Annotated in this window: 20 protein-coding genes; 4 read left to right on the forward strand and 16 right to left on the reverse strand. The window is 35.0% G+C overall.

The features are described 5' to 3' along the window. Positions 1-95: 95 nt before the first annotated feature. From RAH34_RS01930 to RAH34_RS01945, 4 genes are all read left to right on the forward strand, one after another. Complete coding sequence (locus RAH34_RS01930; RefSeq protein WP_306594975.1) at positions 96-1736, forward strand: S41 family peptidase; 1641 nt, start codon at positions 96-98, stop codon at positions 1734-1736. Positions 1737-1868: 132 nt separating this feature from the next. Further along, positions 1869-3413, forward strand: a complete 1545-nt coding sequence (locus RAH34_RS01935) for a bifunctional response regulator/alkaline phosphatase family protein (protein WP_306594976.1) — start codon at positions 1869-1871, stop codon at positions 3411-3413. Positions 3414-3535: 122 nt separating this feature from the next. After that, positions 3536-3913 (forward strand): MliC family protein, encoded by a 378-nt coding sequence (locus RAH34_RS01940; RefSeq protein ID WP_114820302.1) that lies wholly within the window; start codon positions 3536-3538, stop codon positions 3911-3913. 87 nt (positions 3914-4000) lie between these two features. After that, positions 4001-4765 carry an exodeoxyribonuclease III gene (locus RAH34_RS01945; protein ID WP_306594977.1) on the forward strand — a complete coding sequence of 255 codons (765 nt, stop codon included), beginning with the start codon at positions 4001-4003 and terminating at the stop codon, positions 4763-4765. A 69-nt stretch (positions 4766-4834) separates the two neighbouring features. Here the strand turns inward: RAH34_RS01945 and RAH34_RS01950 are convergent, their stop codons facing one another. The 16 genes from RAH34_RS01950 to RAH34_RS02025 all read right to left on the reverse strand — a co-directional run bounded on the left by RAH34_RS01950 (position 4835) and on the right by RAH34_RS02025 (position 19310). After that, entirely contained in the window at positions 4835-5206 is a 372-nt protein-coding gene (locus tag RAH34_RS01950) for a septal ring lytic transglycosylase RlpA family protein (protein WP_306594978.1), read from the reverse strand. 561 nt (positions 5207-5767) lie between these two features. Beyond that, positions 5768-6481 carry a hypothetical protein gene (locus tag RAH34_RS01955; protein WP_114820305.1) on the reverse strand — a complete coding sequence of 238 codons (714 nt, stop codon included), beginning with the start codon at positions 6479-6481 and terminating at the stop codon, positions 5768-5770. Positions 6482-6496: 15 nt separating this feature from the next. Next, complete coding sequence (locus tag RAH34_RS01960; protein WP_162800887.1) at positions 6497-7054, reverse strand: hypothetical protein; 558 nt, start codon at positions 7052-7054, stop codon at positions 6497-6499. Between the two features lie 440 nt (positions 7055-7494). Beyond that, on the reverse strand, positions 7495-8796 hold the full coding sequence (rimO, locus tag RAH34_RS01965; RefSeq protein WP_114820307.1) for a 30S ribosomal protein S12 methylthiotransferase RimO: 1302 nt from the start codon (positions 8794-8796) through the stop codon (positions 7495-7497). Between the two features lie 95 nt (positions 8797-8891). Further along, a complete protein-coding gene (gene rfbC / locus RAH34_RS01970) occupies positions 8892-9437 on the reverse strand; it encodes a dTDP-4-dehydrorhamnose 3,5-epimerase (protein ID WP_114820308.1) in 546 nt (181 codons plus the stop codon). Between the two features lie 14 nt (positions 9438-9451). Next, positions 9452-10021 (reverse strand): sugar transferase, encoded by a 570-nt coding sequence (locus RAH34_RS01975; RefSeq protein WP_306594979.1) that lies wholly within the window; start codon positions 10019-10021, stop codon positions 9452-9454. A gap of 14 nt (positions 10022-10035) precedes the next feature. Next, entirely contained in the window at positions 10036-11172 is a 1137-nt protein-coding gene (locus RAH34_RS01980; protein WP_306594980.1) for an aminotransferase class I/II-fold pyridoxal phosphate-dependent enzyme, read from the reverse strand. Positions 11173-11192: 20 nt separating this feature from the next. Further along, on the reverse strand, positions 11193-11786 hold the full coding sequence (locus tag RAH34_RS01985) for an acetyltransferase (protein WP_306594981.1): 594 nt from the start codon (positions 11784-11786) through the stop codon (positions 11193-11195). A gap of 9 nt (positions 11787-11795) precedes the next feature. Further along, positions 11796-12398 (reverse strand): sugar transferase, encoded by a 603-nt coding sequence (locus RAH34_RS01990; protein WP_114820312.1) that lies wholly within the window; start codon positions 12396-12398, stop codon positions 11796-11798. Positions 12399-12416: 18 nt separating this feature from the next. Next, a complete protein-coding gene (locus RAH34_RS01995) occupies positions 12417-13622 on the reverse strand; it encodes a glycosyltransferase family 4 protein (RefSeq protein ID WP_306594982.1) in 1206 nt (401 codons plus the stop codon). Then, positions 13619-14755, reverse strand: a complete 1137-nt coding sequence (gene wecB, locus RAH34_RS02000) for a non-hydrolyzing UDP-N-acetylglucosamine 2-epimerase (protein ID WP_306595413.1) — start codon at positions 14753-14755, stop codon at positions 13619-13621. Before wecB ends, RAH34_RS01995 begins: the two co-directional genes overlap by 4 nt. Next, positions 14703-15917: an O-antigen ligase gene (locus RAH34_RS02005; protein WP_306594983.1), complete on the reverse strand. Its 1215-nt coding sequence runs from the start codon at positions 15915-15917 to the stop codon at positions 14703-14705. The genes wecB and RAH34_RS02005 overlap by 53 nt, the downstream gene beginning before the upstream one ends. Position 15918: 1 nt before the next feature. Further along, positions 15919-17037 (reverse strand): NAD-dependent epimerase/dehydratase family protein, encoded by a 1119-nt coding sequence (locus RAH34_RS02010; protein ID WP_306594984.1) that lies wholly within the window; start codon positions 17035-17037, stop codon positions 15919-15921. A 2-nt stretch (positions 17038-17039) separates the two neighbouring features. Further along, positions 17040-17462 carry a WxcM-like domain-containing protein gene (locus tag RAH34_RS02015; RefSeq protein WP_114820316.1) on the reverse strand — a complete coding sequence of 141 codons (423 nt, stop codon included), beginning with the start codon at positions 17460-17462 and terminating at the stop codon, positions 17040-17042. 4 nt (positions 17463-17466) lie between these two features. Continuing rightward, positions 17467-18501 (reverse strand): polysaccharide biosynthesis protein, encoded by a 1035-nt coding sequence (locus RAH34_RS02020; protein WP_114820317.1) that lies wholly within the window; start codon positions 18499-18501, stop codon positions 17467-17469. A gap of 47 nt (positions 18502-18548) precedes the next feature. After that, positions 18549-19310 (reverse strand): AglZ/HisF2 family acetamidino modification protein, encoded by a 762-nt coding sequence (locus tag RAH34_RS02025; protein WP_114820318.1) that lies wholly within the window; start codon positions 19308-19310, stop codon positions 18549-18551. Positions 19311-19314 lie beyond the last annotated feature (4 nt).

The raw sequence follows: 19314 nt of genomic DNA on the forward strand, positions 1-19314 counted from the left end.
CACATCTATATTATTATCAATTCAAGATTTTTTGAAAACCTTTTGCGCCTGTTATATTAAAGGATTATCTTTGAGAGAAAACACGGTAACCTTTAATGAGACGCTTCCCGCTTTTCCTCTTTTTACTTTTAAGTTTAAACTTTTCCGCACAAATCATCACCGAGACCCAGAAGCTGGAATCTCTGTGCAGGGTTTGGGGATTTTTAAAATATTACCATCCCCGTGTAGCAAAGGGAAACCTTAACTGGGATAAACAGCTTTTTCAAAAGATCAATGAACTTGAGGATATTACCGATAAGAAATCTCTCAATAATTTTTATTCTGAATGGATTGAGAGCCTGGGAGAAGTTCTACCATGCAAAGAATGTGTAGTACAAGATCAGAAAGTTTATTTCCTTAAGAATTTTGACCTGCGCTGGATCGATAATTCGCAGATATTCTCCGATGATGTATCTCAAAAGCTCCGTTATATTGAAAACAACAGGAATCTTGGCGACAATCACTATATTGGAAAAGGAGGAAGAAAAATATATTTCAGGAATGAAAAATCCTATGGTTCTCAATTTACATCCAAAAGAAATGGTTTACTGGAGTTATTCAGATACTGGAATTATGTAGAATATTTCTTTCCTTATAAATATGAAACCGATCAGAACTGGAATGATGTCCTTACGGAAATGATTCCCAAATTTCTAACGATTGATAATGACGAGAATTTTCACCTGGCATTAGCAGAATTGGTGGCTAAAACAGATGACTCACACGCTTATATTTCATCTAAAGAAATTCAACGTAGTTTGTATGGTCAACGAAAAGTTCCCGTGGAATACACGTATGCTGAAGGGAAACTGGTGATTACGAAAGTTAACGACATACGATCCAGACATAAAAGCCCTCTGCATCACGGAGATGTCATTTATGATATAGAAGGAAAAACCATCCCTCAAGTGATCAATAGTTTAGCGAAATACGTCCCCGCTTCCAACTCATGGGGAAAGGTCATCAAAATAAAAGACAAACTTCTCTACAGCAAGAATGATTCTATTTCCGTAAAGATCGAAAGGGATGGGCAAAATCTTGAAATAAAAACCAGGACATACCTTATTAAAGATATTATTCATGAAAAAATTCCGGCTCCTAAAAAATGGAAATTGATGGATGATGAAAAGAAAATCGGGTTTGTGAATATGGGAATTTTAGAAAAGGAAGATCTTGATGAGATGTACCGCAGTTTAAAATCCACAAAAGCTATTATTTTTGATCTCAGGAATTATCCAAGACAAACAATCATTCCCTTAAGTTATCTTCTTCTTCCCAACCCCTCAATCTATTATCAGTTTACTTTTCCTGACACCAGCTATCCCGGAAAATTTTACAGCAGAAAAAACGTCACAGGCAGAAAGAATCCTGAATACTATAAAGGAAAGGTAATCGTTTTAGTAGATGAGAATACACAAAGCCAGGCAGAAACTACAACCATGATGTTCAAACAGCATCCGAACGCGAAAATTATAGGAAGTCATACTTCGGGAGCCAACGGAGATGTCATTATGTTTACAATTGCTGACCTTGATACAAGGTTTACAGGCCTTGGTGCTTATTATCCAGATGGCAGGGAAACCCAAAGAATAGGAATCATTCCCGATATTCTTGTAAAACCAAGTATTGAAGGGATAAAAAACGGCAAAGACGAAGTTCTGGAAAAGGCTTTGGAATACATAGAAACCACTGATTAAATGAGACAAAAATGTGAATTATTTCACAAGATTTTCATTTAACTAATATTTAACTTTTAATCTTTCGATTTTGTGAGATTTTAAAAGGATTTGGTCAACATTTTGATACAATAACCATGTAAAAAATAAATTATGTCAGAAAAGATATTATGGATCGATGATGAAATAGATTTACTTAAACCTCATATCGTATTTTTAGAAAAAAAAGGTTACCAGGTAACCCCGGTTAATAACGTGAATGAGGCTTTGGAACTTATGGATTCAGAGAAATTCGCTTTAACACTCATTGATGAAAATATGCCAGGCATTTCCGGATTGGAAGCTATTCCAATGATCAAGGAAAAAGATAATGCCCTAAAAATCGTCATGGTGACAAAAAGTGAAGAGGAACACATTATGGAAGAGGCTATCGGTTCCCAGATTGCCGACTATATATTAAAGCCTGTAAACCCTAATCAGATATTACTTTCCCTAAAGAAAAACCTTCAGCAGGATAATCTTGTAGAACAAAAAACAATTTTACAATACCAGCAGGAATTCAGAAACCTTTCCATGGAACTTTCTTACCTGAGAACCTATCAGGAATGGGCTGAATATTATAAAAAGATCCTTAGCTGGGAAATTAAATTTGATAAGGTAGCAGACAATGAATTTGCCGATCTTCTTCAATCTCAGAAAGAGGAAGCCAATATTCAGTTTGCAAAGTTTATTGAGAAAAATTATGAAAACTGGCTTACAGATTCAGATAAACCAATGATGAGCCACACACTTTTCAAGGAAAAAGTAAAACCTGAAGTGGAAAAAGAAAAAGTTCTTTTACTGATGGTGGACAACCTTCGTTATGATCAGTGGAAAGTGATTGAACCTTTATTCACAAAATATTACAATAAAATATCAGAAGATTATTATTACAGCATTCTTCCTACGGCAACACAATATGCAAGGAACTCTTTCTTTGCAGGATTAATGCCATCGGAGATTGAGAAACGTTTCCCGGATAAATGGTTCAATGATAATGAAGAAGGAAATAAAAATGAATTTGAGCGTGATTTCCTGGAAGACCAGATGAAAAGAATCGGTCTTGGTTCAAAATCTATGAAATACCTTAAAGTACTGAACGCTGATTTTGAAAGAAAAATCTATGATGACTTCAATCAGCATAAAAATAATGACCTGCTGGTGATTGTGTATAACTTTATTGATATCCTGTCACACGCGAAAACAGACAACCATATTGTAGATCAGTTGATCCGCGATGATAAGACATTCCGTTCTCTTACCTTCAACTGGTTTGAAAATTCTTCTTTATTGAAGATTATTAAGACAGCGGCAGAAAATGGTTATAAACTTGTTATCACTACAGATCACGGAACGGTATACGTGAAAAAGCCAAGTAAAGTGGTAGGAGACAGAGAAACGTCTACGAATATCAGATACAAAACGGGTAAAAGTTTAACGTATGATGACAGTGACGTATGGGCCATTACCAACCCTGAAAAGCTTTTCCTTCCAAAAGGAAATCTAAGTTCTAAATATATTTTTGCTAAAAACAATATATTCCTGGCTTATCCTAAAAATTACAATCATTTTGTTAATTACTATAAAGAAACTTACCAGCATGGAGGAATTTCACTTGAAGAGTGTATTATTCCTATCAGCGTATTAGAACCCAAGTAGTTTTTTTCATAGTTTATTTAATTTTGGGTTAAAGGCGGAAAAAATCAATAGATTTTTTCCGCCTCTTTTTTTAAGGCATTCATTTTGCATACTTGAAGGCAACCTTAAATAAATATAATCTTATGAAAAAGCACATTTTTATTGCAGCAGCATTCGCAGCTTTATTTTTAACTTCATGTAATAAAGAAAAGAAAGCAACAGATTCCGCACCGGCTACTATAGACAGTGTTGCTTCTACGCCGTCTGATTCAGCAGCGGTGTCAGGAACTCAGGATGAAATTGTAAAAAGTACTTCGAAAGACAGCAGCGGAAAAACGTTGGACATGACTTTCAACAACACTAAAAATACGGCTACAGTAGTTTTCAACAATGAAACAATTGAACTACAGGGGCAAAAGCCTGCATCAGGAATATGGTATAAGAATGATCATTATGAACTGAGAGGAAAAGGCGAAGAAATAGAACTGACGAAGGATGGTAAAACAGTTTTTAAAAAATAAATCCCTTCCTAAAAATATAAAAAGTCGGCTTTGAAATTAAAGACCGGCTTTTTTATTTCCCTACATTTGAAAAAATTTATTTTGTTTATGAGATTAATCACTTACAATGTCAACGGAATCAGAGCTGCTTTCACAAAAGATTTCCTGGGCTGGCTGAAGATTGCCGATCCGGATATCATCTGTATTCAGGAAAGCAAAGCCGGAAACGATCAGATAGACATCGAAAGTCTTGAAAAATTAGGATATCACAGTTATTGGCATTCTGCAGTAAGAAAAGGTTACAGCGGGGTCGGAATTGCTTCAAAAATAAAGCCTAATCATGTAGAGTATGGTTGCGGCATCGAAAGCTATGATAATGAAGGAAGAATCATTCGTGCAGATTTTGACGGATTTTCCGCCATTTCCGTATATGTTCCTTCTGCATCCAATATTGAGAGGCTGGATTTTAAAATGCAGTTCTGCCATGATTTTCTTGAGTATATCAAGAATTTAAAAAAAGAAATTCCTAACCTGATTATATCGGGAGACTTTAATATCTGCCATGAGGCTATCGATATTCACAATCCTGTAGGTCTAAAGAATGTTTCCGGATTTCTTCCTATGGAAAGAGAATGGATGACCAGTTTCATCAATGAATGTGAACTTATAGACAGTTTCAGGTTCTTTAACAATGAACCGGACAATTATACCTGGTGGAGCTACAGACAAAATTCAAGGGAAAGGAATAAAGGCTGGAGACTGGATTATAACTTCACTTCCTATAGTTTAAAAGATAAGCTCACAAGGGCTGTTATTTTAAAGGAAGCGGTGCATTCTGACCATTGTCCTGCTTTATTGGAATTGGATGTATAATCAACAGGTATTCATCCATACAAAAAGCCAGCTGAATCAGCTGGCTTTTTTTTAATTTAAATCATAAAATTAATCGACAATTTCATATTCGACCGGAATGGTACCATGACTGATATCTCCGATCTCATCGAACGCAGCTTTAGACATGTCTAAAGATCTTGATGAATGGTAAGGCCCTCTGTCATTAATTCTCACTATTACCTCTTTACCATTTTTAAGGTTAGTTACCTTAACGTTTGTTCCAAATGGAAGCGTTCTGTTTGCTGCAGTGAACTTTGAGTTATCAAAGATTTCTCCGCTGGCGGTTTTTCTACCGTTAAATCTATCGTGGTAGTACGATGCATAACTTGTTTTTTTCGCATCTAAGGCATTACCTGTAAAAGAGTAAACACCTAGGGTTGAAATCATCATTATGATTACGAGAATGAATCTTTTCATCATTTTGAACTTTTATTGGTTTTGACGGGAGCAAATGTATCAGGAATCTTTATAAAACCCTATTCGATATGTTAAAAATAGTTAACGAAATCATAATAAAACACTAAAAACCACTGTAACCTCCTATGGATAGGGCTTTTACACCATGCTGTTAAAAAGTGTTAAAAAAACACTTAAAAAGTTAATATAATTAACTAATTCATACATAATTTAAAATTCCAAGAAACAAAAATAGCTGATAACCAGCATATTACAAAATACGCATTGTTAAGATTTCAATCAGAAAGAATAATTTTAAAATTAAAAATCTTAAATCCGGTATATAACAAAAATGACCACCAGAAGATGCTCAGCCTTATAATATCAGATTTTTGAATCCTATTTTAACATGTATGTACTGTGTTAAAATTTCAAGATTGATATGACAGCAAAAATAACATGATAGAAATTTTAAAAATTAGTGTACTATTTTTATCTCCGTCGAAAAAATAAAAGAACGTCTCATCTCAAAAGCAAAAAACCAATGATTTCTCATTGGTTTTTTTATTGTATAATAAATAAATATTATTTTAAATATTCCAAAACATAGTCATATGTTCCACTCGGATATACTACAGACATGGTAGGAGATCCTGTAACAGCAGATCCATTAGTGATATCGTATGAGTACAATTCTCTTGAATATACTGTGTTAGTACCCGCTTTATAAATAGTAATTCCATACAAAGCAGTAATTCCACCAGGTGCAGGGATTGTTACTGCAGTAGTCGTTCCATTTGCAGTAAAAGTTCCTTTGATACCATAAATCTGTGCATTATTTACAAGTCTGTTTGTAACAGTTTCAGTAGTAAGAATATTTTCTTTAGCAGAAGAACTCAATGGTAACCATTGTCCTGAAGCTGAAGAGAATGCTGGTGTTGGAGTAGGGTTGCTGAAATAGTAAAAACCTACACCTACCGTTTGGTTTCCGATACCTGATCCTGTAGCTGGAGTAGTACCAGCAGTAGAGTTATAAACAATCATCCCATCATATGCTGTAGGGAAATTAAGCGCACTAGTTACTGGTGTTACAAAAGTGAACGTTGTTAAATTTGTTCTAGGAAATGCTAATCCTTTACCATTACTAGTAGATGTTGTAAAGCCGTTTGCAGAAGCATCTAAGAATACGGACTGTGTAGCTACTGTAGCACTGACAGTACCATTAGATCTCAATTGAGCAAAAAAAGTGCTTGATGCCGCAACAATGGCAAACAATGCTGATGTTAAATATACTTTCATAATTGTGTTTTATTATTAGAATGAACTATAGCTATACCAATTTGTCCCATCACAAATATAAGACAAAGATCCACCTGATTGAAGAGGTGTTGTTGAAGCACTAGTATGAACTCCCGTTACACTAAAGAAATTACCTCCTGTAGCATCAATAAATGTAATGGTTTTACCATTGGTTTTTGTTAATGTAGCCAGGTTAAATGTAACATTCGACGTAACAAGGATTGCATTGTTCAGGTCTGCATCTGAGATCGTAGCAGCTGTTTGCGCTCTTACTGTCATTCCTGCAGGAGCGACAGAACCGCCACCAAAAGGTTTCCATTCTGGAACAGTATTATCAAAATAATAGAAACCAGGGCCAGTAATTTTAGCTTTTCTAGCTCCTGTACCGGTTCCCGCAGTAATGTAAACAATGGCTCCGTTTTGAGGCGCAGCGTACGTTCCACTTGTATCATCCTTAGCGGATAATTCTGCTGCTGTCATACGAGGGACTAATAAGGCATCAGGTCTAGCATTATCTGTAGTGTTGGCTACTACATCTAAAGTTGCGGCAGGTGTGGTTGTGTTAATCCCCACTCGCCCCTGTTGAGCCTTAGAAACGGCCGAAAGGCCAACAAGCATAATTGCTGTTAATAAAAATTTTTTCATAAGTTTTTAAAGATTTTAAATTACATTTTTTTCATCAATATTTCCAAAAAGGAACATACATCTCAACTTGTGAACATCAAACTAAAAAAAATATCCAACTAATTATTTAAATTGATTTTTAGCTTTATTTCAATGACTAACTTGCTGAAAGCACATGATTTAAAAATATTGCTTCTTGCGCAAATTTAATACATAATTTTCGATTTTAAATACATTATAAAAGAAAATTAAAAATTCTTAATTAAACAAAATATTAACAAATTGATTATCAATAAAATAAAAACAGTCTACCGAGAAAATTCTATGTTAATTTTTGTTAATAAGTCTACTTTACAATGCATTTTTTTTACTGATTAATAAGCGTTTAGCTACACTAATTCTCCATATAAATCAAATTCTTCGGCAGAGGTAATTCTGACGTCTGCAAATTCACCAATTGAAATATAAGTATCTTCTGCTGAAACCAAAACCGTATTATCTACATCCGGCGAGTCATACTCTGTTCTTCCGATGAAATAATTCCCTTCTTTACGGTCAAAAATACATCTGAATACTTTCCCTATTTTTTCCTGGTTTTTTTCCCATGATATCTGAGACTGCAGTTCCATTATTTCCTCTACTCTAGCCTCTTTTACTTCCTGGGGAATGTTATCTTCTAAAACATGGGCTGTAGTATTCTCTTCATGAGAATAGGTAAAACAGCCTAGTCTGTCAAATTTTTGTTCTCTTACCCAGTCTTTAAGCTCCTGAAATATCTCTTCTGTTTCACCAGGATACCCAACGATAAGCGTTGTTCTGATGGCCATATCAGGAACTTTTTCTCTGAATTTTCCTAAAAGGGCATCTGTTTTCTCATGGGTAGTTCCTCTCTTCATAGATTTCAGCAGATCTGAATTGATGTGTTGAAGAGGAATATCAATATAATTACATACTTTAGGTTCTTCACGGATAATATCAAGAACATCTTCAGGGAAACCGCTTGGGAAAGCATAGTGAAGACGAATCCATTCCACTCCTTCTACTTTTACCAATTCTTTTAAAAGATCACCCAATGCTCTCTTTTTATAAAGATCGAGACCATAGTAAGTAAGATCCTGAGCAATAAGAATCAATTCTTTCGTTCCTTTTTTAGCCAGTTTCTGAGCTTCTAACACCAGTTTTTCGATTGGCGTTGAAACGTGGCCTCCTCTCATCAATGGGATCGCACAGAAAGAACATGGCCTGTCACAGCCTTCAGAAATTTTAAGGTATGCGTAATGTTTGGGAGTTGTTGTTAGTCTTTCTCCTACCAGTTCATGTTTATAATCTGCTCCCAGATGCTTCAAAAGTACCGGAAGATCTCTTGTTCCGAAATATTGATCTACATCCGGAATTTCTTTGATCAAATCCGGTTTATATCTTTCAGATAAACATCCTGTAACAAATACTTTCTCAACCTCACCTCTGTTTTTAGCATCAACATAATCCAGGATGGTATTGATAGACTCTTCTTTCGCATTGTCAATAAATCCGCAGGTATTGATGACCACAATATCCCCACGGTCTTCGTGAACCACTTCTTTGCCATTGGCTTTCAGCTGGCTCATTAATACTTCAGAATCATATACATTCTTGGAACATCCAAGAGTGACTACATTGATTTTCTTCTTCCCTACAGATTTTGTACGCATCGTTTTGATTTTGAGTCTGCAAAGATACAAAATATTGGAGAGTTAGGATTAAAAAATAAAAACCACTTTATAAAAGTGGTTTTCAGGAATATACTTTAAAAGTTTTTTTCTTTAAATCCAGGGGCATTCTGGTCTTTATCTGAAAGTATAGCATCTTTTTCATCTACCTTCCAGTCAATATTAAGATCGGGATCATTAAATTTCACACTGCCTTCCGATTCTTTGTTATAAAAGTTATCACATTTATAAGAGAAAACAGCATGGGTACTCAATACAGAAAAACCATGTCCGAAGCCTCTCGGCACATACAACTGTAATTTATTTTCAGCAGTAAGTTCTATTCCGAACCATTTTCCGAATGTAGGAGAATCTTCTCTAAGGTCTACAGCCACATCCCAAACGCTGCCTTCAAGACAGGAAACCAGTTTTGCTTGGGCATGTTCTCCTTTCTGAAGATGCAGACCTCTCAATACTCCATAGGAAGATTTGGAAATATTATCCTGCACAAAGTGCCCGTTCATTCCTGTAAGTTCCTCGAATTTTTTTTCATTGAACTTTTCAAAGAAGTAGCCTCTTTCGTCTTCAAAAATAGTAGGCTCTATGATGTAGCAGTCTTTAAGCGGGGTTTCTTTAATTTTCATAATAGTTAAAAACTCTATTTCAATGTGGTTATTAATGTTTTAAACAAAATCTTTATATCGTTTCTGAAGGACATATTTTCAAAATAATCCAGATTCATTTTTACTTTGTTTGGAAATAATACTTCATCATTGTAAGCTAAAGGATCTTCCTGATTTTTCAGGAGATACTCTTCATCTCTGTATTTAATACTTGCTTCACAGGTAAGCCCGGGTTTGAGTTCCAAAACTTTTCTGTCTGTTCCGGTAAGCTTATCATAATAGCCCTCGATATCAGGTCTGGGGCCTACAAAGCTCATATCACCTTTTATAATATTAAACAATTGCGGAAATTCATCCAGCTTAAATTTTCTGAGAGCCTGCCCTACTTTTGAACATGTTCTCTTCTGTTCATGAATTGTTTTAATTTTAAAAATGGTAAATGGTTTTCCATACTGCCCTATCCGTGTCTGCAAAAAAATTCCGTTGGAAGATGTATCCAGGCTTGCAATCACAAATAAAATGATCAGTACCGGCATAAGAAAGAGGATTAATATTGCCGCTAAGACAAAATCAAAAACCGCTTTCCAATATCTATACTGATTCATTAAGTGCAATGATATTAAATTCCAAAGTACGAATGTACTACTTTTGTTATTCTTTCCCTGTCACCGTCTGACAGGTTAGAACCAGAAGGTAGACATAGTCCGTTATCAAAGAGTTTTTCAGAAACATTTCCACCGTAATAAGGAGAAGTTTCAAAAACCGGCTGTACGTGCATCGGCTTCCAAAGTGGTCTTGATTCAATATTGTCTTCTAAAAATGCGTGTCTTAAACCTTCTCTGTCTTTACCTGTAATTTCCGGATCAATGATTACTGCAGACAGCCAATGATTTGAATAAAAATCATCATTCGGCTCTGAAAATACATTTACCCCTTCAATATTGCTGAAAAGGTCAACATAGAAATCGTGCATTGCTCTGCGTGCAGCCACTCTGTCCTTAAGAACTTCCATCTGTCCTCTTCCTATACCTGCTACAATATTACTCATTCTGTAGTTGAAGCCGATCTGCGAATGCTGATAGTGCGGTGCATTGTCTCTGGCTTGTGTAGAAAGAAAAACCGTTTTATCTTTATCTTCCTGAGTATGACAAACCAAGGCTCCTCCTCCTGAAGTGGTGATAATTTTATTTCCGTTAAAACTTAAAATCCCAAAACGTCCGAATGTTCCACATGCCTGTCCTTTATAGGTAGAACCAAGTGCTTCAGCCGCATCTTCTATCACAGGGATCTGGAATTCCTGAGCAATGGCTGTTATTTCGTCCATTTTCGCAGGCATACCATAGAGATGAACTACAATAATCGCTTTAGGTTTTGTTCCTTTCTGGATTCTGTCTTCGATGGCTTCTCTTAATGCTTTCGGACACATATTCCATGTAGCGGGTTCGCTATCCACAAAAACAGGAATTGCGCCACAATACGCAATTGGATTGGCTGAAGCAGAGAAAGTCATTGATTGGCAGATCACCTCATCACCATGTACAACTCCGCATTCGATAAGAGCAAGGTGTAATGCCGCAGTACCTGCAGAAAGTGCAGCCACTTTTGCATTTTCTCCTAAAAACTGCTCCAGATCATTTTCAAATCCGTTAACATTAGGTCCCAATGGGGCTACCCAGTTTTCTTCAAATGCTTCGTTGATGTATTTTTGTTCATTCCCTCCCATATGCGGCGAGGACAGCCAGATTTTAGTATTCATATTTCTGATTAGTAACTTATTTATATAATATTTTTCTTAATAATTCGACCCGGATTTCCTACAACAATTGAGTAATCGGGGACATCGGCAATGATGACCGCTCCGGCACCAATTACACACCACTTTCCTATTTTGATCCCCTGGATTACCGAAGCTCCTATTCCAATCTGAGAGCCTTCTCCTACTTCCACTCCTCCGGCAAGTGCTGAATTGGGTGAAATATGAACAAAGTCTTCAACCACGCAATCATGATCTACAGATGCATTGGTATTGATAATACAATGTTTTCCAATGACAGTATCAGCATTAATGACCACTCCTCCCATGATTACTGTTCCCATTTCTATTTTCACAGATCCAGAAATTATTGATTTTGGATGTATTAAAATGCCAATCTCGTGCTTAATCTGTTCTGCAATCTTTTTACGGGTAAGATTATTCCCAATTGCAATAATAAGTTTTTCCTTATCCTCTGGTAAATTATTCAAGACTGGAAATCCATAGCATTCCTTTTTAGTGACATCCTGATCTATGAATGCCTTAATTTTTATGTCATTAGCAGCAGCAATATCTGCAATTACCTTTCCATGTCCGCTTGCTCCAAATAAATACATAGCTATCAATTAATTTCCTTTAAAGGGTTCTATGGTAACGTGTCCATCAGCTGAAATTCCTTCTCTTATAAAAACTTTCTTTATCGTAAGAAATATTATTTTCAGATCCAGCATAAAGGATAGATGCTCCACATACCAGACATCTAAATTAAACTTTTCTTCCCAGGAAATAGCATTTCTTCCGTTAATCTGTGCCCAGCCGGTAATTCCCGGTCTTACTTCATGCCTTCTGGCCTGATGTTCATCATATAAACCGAGATATTGTACCAGTAAAGGTCTTGGACCTATTAATGACATATCTCCTATCAAAACATTAATCAGCTGTGGAATTTCGTCTATAGATGTTTTACGGACAAATGCTCCTACTGCCGTAAGTCTCTCTGCATCTGATAACAGTTTACCTTCGGAATCAGTTTTGTCATTCATCGTTTTGAATTTTATAATGGTAAAAATTTTACCGTTTTTACCTGGTCTTCTCTGAAAGAAAAAAGGTTTCCCTTCATTTGCGATGGCCAAAGCAATAAAAAAAACAATAAAGACCGGACTTACGATAAGCAGACCGATTAAGGCTAATGTAAAATCAAGAACTCTTTTTAAAAAAACACGATACATCTTTCTTTTCCCTTTATTTTAAGCGTTAATAATTTTATCATAAGATTGTTGTACCTGAAATTCTCTTTCCAGGAATTTTCTACTGTTCTCCCTCATTTCTTCAAAGTTATTTGCATCCATTTCTACGAATGTATTTATTGCTTTTATCATCTTCTGAAGATTTCCTGAATGCACAGCGATGCCACAATTATTCTTAACTACATCTGTTCCAATATCTGTACAGGAATCCGTAGCAGTAAGGACCGGCAACTTAAACTCAAGATATGATAGTAAACGGGACGGATAATTTGGGATCGTAAAATCTTTATGCAGAAAGATCAACCCAACGTGGCAGGACTGTACCAGCAGGTCATAATCAGTTTTCGGAATGACAGATAAAAGTAATGCGTTTTTGGGGCGGAAAGTATCAAACCATTTCCTCATTTTGCCAAATTCTGTTCCAGAGCCTACTATCACAAAAAATAATCTGTCGTCTTCAGCTTTGGCTTTTAAGGTTTCTATCAGAAAATCAATTCCCTGAGGTTTTCCTAAATTTCCACCATAGATAAAGATTTTCCTATTTTCCGGGATGCCATACCTCGCGTGAATTTCTTTATATTGGCAAATAATTTCTTTATTTAAGGGCAGGAGCTCAATAGCATTTGGATTTACCTCCAGTTTTTCTTTAGGAATAAAAGAATTATGTTCCATCACAAATTTTAGATTGGCATCCGACATACACCCAATTTTATCTGAAATCAAATATAATTCTTTTTCTTTATTTCTAAAGTAGTTGTAAAGTAATCCTTTTTTAGACATCAGCTGCATATCAACCGCATTTTGGGGGAAGATATCCTTTAGAAGAAGATATGTTTTAGCCTGATCTCTTTTTTTGATATATTTAATAAGGTTTGTAAAAGTAATAGGAGGTGTGGCGTAAATAATCAGATCAAATTTCACTCCTGACAAGTGTTTATTGATGGCTCTTAGAAAGAGTTTATCAATTGTCAGGGTAGAAAATCCCTTTTCAATAAAATTCGTTTTCTGAATATTAAGTGTTTTTACATTTAGAAAAACAGTATTCCCTTCTTTTTTCACATTAGTCTTTTGATTTTCGCATCTTTCAACAGGGGAAACTATATACAGGAAATGCCCATGCTGGGAAAACTCCCGCATTAAATCTTGATAAATACCACGTTCTTTTAGGGTATTGATCTTCACTAAGGTAAGAAACAATATATTCATAATTTATTCCAGACTACTCTGTTAATGTAATCGGTATAGCTTACAATAATTCTAACCGTTTTTTCTGACACATTGGGCATGGAATAATCCGCCACAAGTCTGTAGTTTCTATTGTCTCCTGTTTGCTGCTGCCTAAGCTGTACCAATCCCTGCAAAATTCTCTCAGGAGATAATCCCACCATCATAACAGAAGCTTCCTCCATAGCTTCAGGTCTTTCATGTGCTTCTCTGATATTGAGTGCCCTGAAATTAAGGATTGAAGATTCTTCTGAAATAGTACCTGAATCTGACAGTACCGCATAGCTTCTCATTTGAAGAGCATTATAATCGTGGAAACCAAGTGGTTTCAGAAACTGAATTTCAGATCTAACCTGAAACTGCATTTTATCAATCATATTTCTTGTTCGCGGATGGGTAGAAAAAATGATGGGATACTGATATTCTTCTGCAATGGCATTTAGGCTGCTGATAAGCCCTCTGAAATTTTTTTCTGAATTAATATTTTCTTCTCTATGTGACGATACTACAAAATACTTTCCTTCTTCAAGATTTAATCTTGTAAGAATATCGGAGTTTTTAATTTGGGGAAGGTAATGATTCAAAACCTCATACATTGGGGAACCGGTTTTGATAATTCTGTCCGCAGGAAGTCCTTCTCTTAAAAGATATTCTCTGGCAATATCCGAATATGTTAAATTGATATCTGAAATATGATCTACAATTTTCCGGTTGGTTTCTTCGGGAACTCTTTGATCAAAGCATCTGTTTCCAGCTTCCATGTGGAAGATCGGAATCTGTCTTTTTTTGGCGGGAATAGCACATAAACATGAGTTTGTATCTCCCAGTACTAAAAACGCATCCGGTTTCACTTCCTCGAGAAGCGGATCAATTTTCACCAAAATGTTTCCAATTGTTTCTGCAGCTGTTTTTCCTGCTGCTTCCAGGAAATGGTCAGGTTTTCTTAAGCCTAAATCTTCGAAAAAGATCTGGTTAAGTTCATAGTCATAATTTTGTCCTGTATGGACTACAATATGTTCTACAGCGTCAGAAGTATCTAAAGCTGATAACACTCTTGATAATCTAATGATTTCCGGCCGTGTGCCTACGACTGTCATTACTTTTAATTTCTTCATCATAACAAAATAAAATTATAGATATCATTATTGCTGAAAAACTCCAAAACTCCATATTTCCAAAAATACTAACTGAAGTAAGAACCAACACGCAATATTGAATAAAAAACAAAAAGAAAGGTAAATAATACATATGCTCTCTGACATATCTTACTTTAAACTTTCTTATATCCTTAAAATACAAAAGGAATAAAACGCCTCCCACAATTCCCATGCTCATCAATACTTCAATAAAAATATTATGTGGGTACATTCCGTCCTCAAATAAGATACGTCCCCCAAAAATAACATTATCTTTAAAAATATTCCAGCCCCTTAATAAATAATAAGAGCGTCCGCTTCCATTCCCTTCAAAAATAGCATTATACATTCTATTTATAAATTCAAAATCCAATGCTAACGTTTGTTTTAAAAAATAAATACTTATAACAAAAAACACTACAAAAGATAATAGAAAAATCCAATACTTTAATTTATTGAGATAAATTAATACAATCAATAGAATGATAAAAACTGCTAATACAGGACTTCTTGCCGAAGAACTAAATATGGTAAAAACTCCCACCAATGTACCTAAAACAGGTTTCAATAATTTTTCAGGGGCTTGAAAATAATAGTAGACAGACATTATTAGTAATGATAACCCATAATGCCCCACATTAATATAATAGCTTACAAATATGCCACTTGATTTTTCAAAATTCTTAAATATGAATATTGTCCATAAACAGCTTATCCCCAGTATTATTAATAAAAAATTAAAAACAATACTATTTAGCCTAGTCATAATTTCTTTCGTAAAACTTATTCCCAATATCGCTATATAAGGAATAAGATTTAAAAAAATAATCCTAATATAAATCTCATTTTTTTCTTGTGATATGTGAGGTAAATAGAGATCATTTTCAAAACTATAAATTGCTTTACATAAATAAAAGATCCAGAAAAGAACAGTAAAAATAACTGTCACCTTTCTTTTCTTAATATTATCAAAATTTATATAAATAACAAAAAAACTCAATAATAATACAATGATTCGAAATGGAACAACAAAATAATTATTTGATGTAACTTCTAACAAAACAGCAAATGAGTATGAAAATATATACCCAAAAGTCAGAAGAAAGGTAAACCAGATATCACTTTTTTTTGTCAGTTCCATATTAGACATTTAGAAAATAAGTATCTGCATCCTCAGGGTTAAAGGGTTCATTGATCCAAAAAATTGTATATAATTCTTCTTCTCCTATATTTTTTATATTGTGCGTAAACCAAATCGGCATATCTACATAAGCAGGTTCAGCACCATCAAGATAGAAGTCGTAAATTTCTTCAGTATCTATTTTTCTGAGTTGAATTAAAGCTTTCCCCTTTATTACAGCAAATCTTTCTATTTTTCTTGTATGAAAATGATTTCCTCTCGTGATACCAGAAACGGTAGTAGAAAATGAACATTGTCCACCTATTCCCAATCTGATTACTTCAACAAAGGCACCTCTTTGATCAGTATGTTGTGTAAATTTGACAGGATAATGATCTTTAATATCAAAATAACAACGGAAAGTATTGAACAGATTAAGTTCAAAAGCTGATGTAAGCAATGGAATCTCTCCATTATCAAAATATAATTTCTTATAGTCTTCAAGCTTTGCCAATACTTCAGAGACTTTATTTACTGAAGTATGCCCTACTTCGTAAAGCTCTTTGGTATCTGCCGCTTCTATCTGGCCGATAATTTCCTGTACGAGTTCCCCTACGTAGATCAGTTTCACTTCGCTGTCATTATCAATAAGAGGAGTTTCGCCATGTGTAAGTTTGTAGCAGAAGGTAGCAACAAATGAATTGTAATTTGGTTTTCCAAAAGGTCCGAAAACATTAGGAATAATCATTCCTGTAAATTTTCCGCCAGCTTTTTTTGCCCAGTCTGCCAAAAGCACTCTTCCTTCTTTTTTCGATTTCCCATACAGGTTATCTCTTTCTTCCTGAGAAGATGATGAAAATAAAACGTGCGCCTTTGATCCTGTTCGTTCCAAAGAATCTGTTAATTTCTTTACGAGTTCAATATTGTTATTGAAAATCACTTCAGGATCCGGATGGCGGTTCATTGCTGCTAGGTGTATAATGACATCACATTGTTTTACAAAAGCATCCAGCTGATCCGGATGGTCAAAAAAAGATCTGTCAAAGTCAATTCTTTCATACTGCTCAGGCTTCAACCCCAGTGTATTGTACAGATGTGAGCCTACAAAACCGTTTTGTCCGGTTATTCCTATTTTTTTCATCATTATATATTTTCAAAATAATCCAAAGGGAAACGATGATTATCTTCAATTTCACCTAAAGAATAGTTTACCATTACTAAGAGTTTCGATCCTTTTTCTTTTGCTTGAATTGCGGAAGCATATCCCGCCGGCATGTGAAGTACATCTAATTTTCCGGCATTCAGCTCAAAAGTAAGAATTCTAAGATCTTTTGAAGGTTTTTCCCAATGATCAACTTTAACCAATTTAATAATAAAAGCTCCCTGCATGGCTGTAAACCAACGTTGTTCTGTCTTATGTCCAGTCCATCCTCTTATATAATCGATGCTATTATTTTCAATGCAATATATTCTTTTTATTGCAGAAGCATCATATTGATTATTGAAAAACAAATTTCCTCTTTCATCCGCGTATTTTCCGCCTTCAATAATTTTTGGACTATCCATTCTTCTAGTCCGGATATTGCGTTACATCTTCTCCCAATACTTCTTTTCTGATCAACGGAAGTTTCAAAAGAAGTTTTTTCATTCCTTCTACATCCTGTCGCTTCGTATTATGAGAGTGATAATCTTCTATTTTTGAAATGTCTTTCATACCTTCTGAGAAATACTTATCATAATTAAGATCTCTGTTATCTGCCGGAATTCTGTAGAAATCTCCCATATCTTCTGCCTTCAGCATTTCTTCACGTGTGCAAAGGGTTTCATAAAGCTTTTCTCCATGTCTTGTTCCAATCACTTTTATCGGATTATCTGCTTTAAATAATTCCTTCAGAGCCTGAGCCAGATCACCGATAGTTCCTGCCGGTGCTTTATTTACAAACAGGTCTCCTGTATTCCCATTTTCGAAAGCAAATAATACAAGTTCTACAGCTTCCTCCAATGACATTAAAAACCGGGTCATCTTTGGATCTGTAATGGTAATTGGTTCATTATTTTTGATCTGTTTAACAAATAATGGAATCACAGAACCTCTGGATGCCATAACGTTTCCGTATCTAGTAAGACATACTGTAGTATTTTTCAGATTTCTGGAGGCTGCTACTACAACTTTTTCCATCATTGCTTTGGAAATCCCCATAGCATTGATGGGATAAGCAGCTTTATCTGTACTTAAACAAATTACTTTTTTAACTTTATTATGAGCTGCAGCATCAATTACATTTTGCGTGCCCTCAACATTTGTTTTTACTGCTTGCATTGGAAAAAACTCACAAGAAGGAACTTGCTTTAAAGCTGCGGCATGAAATACATAATCAACTCCTATCATTGCAGATTCAACACTTTTATAATCCCTTACGTCACCGATATAAAACTTCAGCTTATCACTTTTAAACTGATTTCTCATGTCATCCTGCTTCTTTTCATCCCGGGAAAAGATTCTAATTTCTTTAAAATACTCTGTATTTATAAATTTTCTGAGAACAGCGGTTCCAAATGAACCTGTACCTCCAGTAATAAGAAGTACTTTATTTTTTATTTCCATATGTGTTTATTGTATGATTTTTACCTTCAAAATGGGTAATATATCCATTATTTTATTAGTTTTTCTTTTTCTTCAAAAGTAGGATAATTTATTAAGACTGCTTTATAAACTCCCTTGAATACAAACAAGCTTCCTGCAGCAACACCAATTATTCCATGTTTATCAATAACCTGCTTGATGTCACTTAATGAACCTGCACCTCCTAAAACAGTAAGGGGAAGAGAAATCTGTTCTCTAACTTTATCAATAAGCCCCATATCATATCCCTTCATTACCCCATCCTGGTCTATCGAATTGATCACAATCTCGCCTGCTCCCAGTCTCTGGCATTCTTCTGCAAACTTAAATGGGTTTATCCCTGTAGATTTTTTTCCATTATGGGTATACACCTCATACCCTCCGAAAAGTTTTTTCTTTACGTCCAGCACAACAATTACACTTTGTGAGCCTACCCTTTCTGCAATTTCAGTAATTAATTGAGGGTTCTGAAGCACTGCAGAAGATAATGCAATCTTTTCAATTCCCAATCCGAAAATTTTTTGAGCCTGCTCTACTGTTTTCACTCCTCCACCATAGCATAAAGGCATTCGTGATTGATTTGCAATTCTTTCTATTAAGCTATAATTTGGTTCTAAACCTTTTGTAGTAGCATCAATATCAAAAATGGCAAGTTCATCAACTTCTTTTTCGTTAAAAATTCTTACCGCGTTGATAGGATCTCCTACATATTTAGGATTTTTGAAATTAACAGTTTTTACAAGTCCGTTATCCTGGATCAGAAGACTCGGTATAATTCTTGGCCTAAGCATGTGT

The organism is Chryseobacterium sp. WLY505, assembly GCF_030846215.1.
In the GTDB taxonomy this organism is placed as follows: Bacteria; Bacteroidota; Bacteroidia; order Flavobacteriales; family Weeksellaceae; genus Chryseobacterium.